This window comes from Pseudomonas sp. 22072, assembly GCF_052046095.1.
Taxonomy (GTDB): domain Bacteria; phylum Pseudomonadota; class Gammaproteobacteria; order Pseudomonadales; family Pseudomonadaceae; genus Aquipseudomonas; species Aquipseudomonas paracarnis.
The window spans coordinates 1-3735 of sequence record NZ_JBQEQE010000060.1 but is presented as its reverse complement, the minus strand read 5'-3'; the positions used below and the strand labels follow the sequence as shown (position 1 = coordinate 3735).

The following is a 3735-nucleotide window of genomic DNA, read 5'->3' as shown; positions in this document are numbered from 1 at the left end:
CAAGCAGCCGGTGCTCGCAGTACTTTGCAGTTCAACCCGGTGGGCAATGTGCTGGAGCAAACCGATGCGCAGGGTAATCGGCAGCGTTTCAATCACACCATCGACGGCCGATTGCGCGAGGCCTGGCTGCAGCTGAAAAACGCGACCGCCGCGCAGCGGCTGGTACATGACATTCACTACAACGCTCAAGGACAGATAGAACAGCAAACGGCAGGCAACCAGGTCACCAGTCGGTTTGATTACTGCCCGAAAGACGGGCGATTGAACCGTCTGAGCGCTGCCGGGCCTAGCGACGAACCGCTACAGGATTTGCACTACGTCTATGACCCGGTGGGCAATATCCTTAGCCTTGAAGACAAGGCACTGCCGGTGCGCTTCTTTGCCAACCAACGCATCGAGCCGATCAACCGCTATACCTACGACAGTCTTTACCAGTTGATCGAAGCCACCGGCTGGGAGGGCGGCAGCGCTAATCGCGGGCCTGCTCATCTCGAGGATCCGGCTGCCGTGGCTAACTATCGTCAAACCTATCGCTACGACGCTGGCGGCAATTTGCTCGAGCTGATCCACCACGGCCCACAGCAACATGGGCGTGTGTTGACGGCGGCCAAGCACAGTAATCGCTGCCTGCCCGAGGTGGGCGGGAGGCCACCGACCGAAGCGGAGATTGCCGAAGCCTTCGATGCCAGCGGCAACCTGTTGATGTTGGACCGGTGCCGAACACTGAGTTGGGATGCACGTAACCAACTGAGCCATGTGCATATGGTGGAGCGCACGTTGCGCCTCAATGACACCGAGCGCTACGTCTACGGTGCCGACGGCATGCGCCAGCGCAAGGTGCGCACAGCACAAACCAACGCCCGCACGGTGATCAGCGAGACGTGCTATTTACCCGGTCTGGAAACCCGCACGATTGATGACGAAAAACTGTATGTCGTCACCGTCCAGGCCGGCCGCACCACGGTGCAGGTGTTGCACTGGGAGGGCGCGGTGCCGCGTCAACTGGCCAATGATCAATACCGCTACAACCTGAACGATCATTTGGGGTCCTGCTCGCTGGAGCTGGACAGTGAAGCGCGGATCATCAGCCGCGAGACTTATCATCCGTTTGGCAGTACGGCGTTCACTGAGAGGGGAGACTCGAGCGAGCAGAGTTATCGCACGTTGCGTTATTCGGGTAAGGAGCGGGATGCGACCGGCCTTTATTATTACGGTCTGCGCTATTACATGCCCAGGTTTCAGCGCTGGACTAACCCGGACCCCGTGGGTGTCAGTGATGGTTTAAATGTATTCGCCTTTCTAGGCGGTAATCCCATTGGTTATCGAGACGCTGTGGGTGAGAAGCGCGAGCCGGTGAATAAAGATATCCACTTGATATGGGTGGGCGAGTCAGCGGAAGCGTTGGCGGCGCATGTCAGCAATATTAATAATACTGTCGAGCAGGCGAGCGGGTATAAAGTTCATCTTTATCTTGAGTCAGGTAACGAGGATGCATTTGCGAATGTCCTACAGGATCTTAAAGTTCATAATGTTGTCTATTTGAGAGAGGAGAAACTCTTCAGGAAATTCAAAAAAAGTCCAGTGGGGGCTATTTATAAAGACTTCAGGTCGGGAGATCCAAAAAACTTTGCGTTTGCGGTGGATACGCTACGGCCCTATTTGGTTCGCAAGAAAGGAGGGCTCTACTCCGATGTCGATGACCAGTATCTCGGTGCTGAGAGTGAAGGGCACGAGCGCCTGGGCGACACGACGCTTTATGCAAGACCCGACGAAATAATCACAAACTCACCTGTTCGGGTGCCTTGGGAAAATAGGGGCTCCAGAAATGCGGTGCTGATAAACAATAGCTCGTTTGCCGCGCATGCTGGAAACAAAACACTGAAGCATATCGAGAAAGAAATGGTCGTGCGTTATAAAGAAGTTGTTAAGTCTGAAGAGTATACGGATGGTCACGGTCGCATCGGAGCCGGGATACTCGAGTTGGAAACACCTGAGCGAATAAAGTTAATGAGTTCGATGGTAGGTCCAAAGGTGTTTAGCTCGATCATAAGAGAATATGATAGTGAGGCCAATGATATCGTTCGTCAGGCTATATTGGTCGAGTCGGGAGGCGACGTTCAGGGCTTTAATGATCGTAGAAATGAAAAGATGCCGCTTAGACGCTTCATTAAGGTAGGTAGTGCAAACTCTTGGAAATAAAATCCCCATGAGCGCTATTAACCACGAACTTCGAACGGAGATGGCCGGTGTGAAATGAATTTTATGTCGGCAATCCTCAAGTAGAGAGACTCAGCCATGCTCAGCTTGAATAGCCATACCCCCACATTGACTGTTACCGATCCGAGAAGTCTACCCGTTCGCTCGGTGAAGTATTTACGATCGACTGCCGGCCAAGCGGCACAGGCACACATCGACCGCACTGCGCATGACGCGGTAGGCAGAGCGACAGCGCGCTGGGACCCGCGTCTGCAGTCGGTGCAAAAAGACGACCCGCAGGTGCCTGCCAACCTGAATATCCTTCACTCGCTTGGCGGCCAAGTATTGTTGATTCAAAGCGTCGATGCGGGTTGGGATGTTCAACTGTTCGGTGAGGCTGGGCAGGGTATGCAGTTCTGGAATGGGCGCGGTAGTCAACGCCGCGCAGTATTCGATGCGCTACTGCGACCTGTGGCGATTATTGAAAATTCAGCCTGCACCGAGCGCTTTGCATACGGGATGGCTGAGCCGACTGCGGCTGAACGTAATCAATGTGGGCGGGTGGTGCGCCAAGATGACCCGGCCGGTACTCGTCATTTCGACTACTACGGGGTAGCTGGCGAGCCGATAGCGCAAACCCAGCGTTATCTGCAAAGCCTGGATATGCCTGATTGGCCACTGCCCTTCGATGAGCGGGATAATTTGCTTGAGCAAGCAGCCGGTGCTCGCAGTACTTTGCAGTTCAACCCGGTGGGCAATGTGCTGGAGCAAACCGATGCGCAGGGTAATCGGCAGCGTTTCAATCACACCATCGACGGCCGATTGCGCGAGGCCTGGCTGCAGCTGAAAAACGCGACCGCCGCGCAGCGGCTGGTACATGACATTCACTACAACGCTCAAGGACAGATAGAACAGCAAACGGCAGGCAACCAGGTCACCAGTCGGTTTGATTACTGCCCGAAAGACGGGCGATTGAACCGTCTGAGCGCTGCCGGGCCTAGCGACGAACCGCTACAGGATTTGCACTACGTCTATGACCCGGTGGGCAATATCCTTAGCCTTGAAGACAAGGCACTGCCGGTGCGCTTCTTTGCCAACCAACGCATCGAGCCGATCAACCGCTATACCTACGACAGTCTTTACCAGTTGATCGAAGCCACCGGCTGGGAGGGCGGCAGCGCTAATCGCGGGCCTGCTCATCTCGAGGATCCGGCTGCCGTGGCTAACTATCGTCAAACCTATCGCTACGACGCTGGCGGCAATTTGCTCGAGCTGATCCACCACGGCCCACAGCAACATGGGCGTGTGTTGACGGCGGCCAAGCACAGTAATCGCTGCCTGCCCGAGGTGGGCGGGAGGCCACCGACCGAAGCGGAGATTGCCGAAGCCTTCGATGCCAGCGGCAACCTGTTGATGTTGGACCGGTGCCGAACACTGAGTTGGGATGCACGTAACCAACTGAGCCATGTGCATATGGTGGAGCGCACGTTGCGCCTCAATGACACCGAGCGCTACGTCTACGGTGCCGACGGCATGCGC

General features: G+C 55.6%; 2 protein-coding genes. Both read left to right on the top strand.

The genetic code is table 11. The annotated features are described in order from the left end of the window. A partial coding sequence (locus ACTJLA_RS26775; protein WP_440842480.1) for an RHS repeat-associated core domain-containing protein occupies positions 1 to 2199 on the top strand: 2199 nt, incomplete at its 5' end. Between the two features lie 165 nt (positions 2200 to 2364). After that, positions 2365 to 3735 (top strand): RHS repeat domain-containing protein (locus tag ACTJLA_RS26770; RefSeq protein WP_440842478.1); only part of this gene is annotated, 1371 nt, incomplete at its 3' end.